Source organism: Candidatus Symbiopectobacterium sp. NZEC135 (genome assembly GCF_025962695.1).
In genome coordinates this window covers 1-856 of the sequence record NZ_JAGFPF010000900.1, presented here as the reverse complement: position 1 = coordinate 856, position 856 = coordinate 1, and the positions used below count along the sequence as shown (strand labels likewise).

Annotated in this window: 2 protein-coding genes; one reads left to right on the top strand and one right to left on the bottom strand. The window is 56.3% G+C overall.

Features of this window, described 5'->3' with window-relative positions; translation table 11 throughout:
• A partial coding sequence (locus J5224_RS31310; protein WP_264628894.1) for a DNA-3-methyladenine glycosylase family protein occupies positions 1 to 523 on the top strand: 523 nt, incomplete at its 5' end.
• A gap of 5 nt (positions 524 to 528) precedes the next feature.
• Here J5224_RS31310 and J5224_RS31305 read toward each other — a convergent pair.
• Positions 529 to 856, bottom strand: a 328-nt coding sequence (locus J5224_RS31305; RefSeq protein WP_264628893.1) for a PACE efflux transporter, incomplete at its 5' end; no start/stop codon positions are given.

Below are 856 nucleotides of genomic sequence, written 5' to 3'. Positions count from 1 at the left end.
GCACACCACCCGCTCGGCTGAAGCCATGATCCGCCGCGTGTTGGAGGGTTTTAGCCCTGACGGGCAGGCATTTCCTTCCGCTGAGCAGATTGCCGCCAGTGAAAAAGACGCACTGCGCCAATGCGGTTTCTCAACGCGCAAGGCGGAGACGCTGCACTTGATTGCACAGGGTGCACGCGACGGTGTAGTGCCCACGCGAGAACAGGCGTTGACCATGGACGACGACACGCTCATCGAACGGTTATCGACGTTGAAAGGCATTGGTCGCTGGACGGTTGAAATGTATTTGATCTATGGATTGGAACGAATGGATATCATGCCATTGGACGATCTCGGCATCCGCTTAGGGTTGAGCTATGTGCATCAATGCGATGCAATACCCTCGCGCCGAGCATTGGCGGAACTCAGTCTGCCGTGCCAGCCTTACCGCACCGTCGCCGCCTGGTATTTATGGCGCAGCCCGATGATGCCAGACTACGCCGATTTCAAAAGCCGATTGAAAACCAGCAACCGTAAAGGCTAATGGCATTAGCGGGTGCGTGATGCGGCGGGCGACTTCCCACATTCACTGTCACTGCGCGTCATAAACCGGGCGCGCAGTTTGTCGTATACCCAGTTATACGCCACGGTATACGGCAGGAAAAACAGGAAAAAGCCGATCTCTACCATCAACGCTTGCCACAGCGTGATCTCCAGCATCCAGGCTGCGACCGGCAACCCGAACAGGATAAAACCGCCCTCAAAGCCTAATCCGTGCAAGATACGCACTTTGGCACCGCGTGCCACGCGTGATACCGGCCACAGGCGATCGAAAAGGGCGTTGTAGATGATATTCCACACCATGGCGATGCTGGAG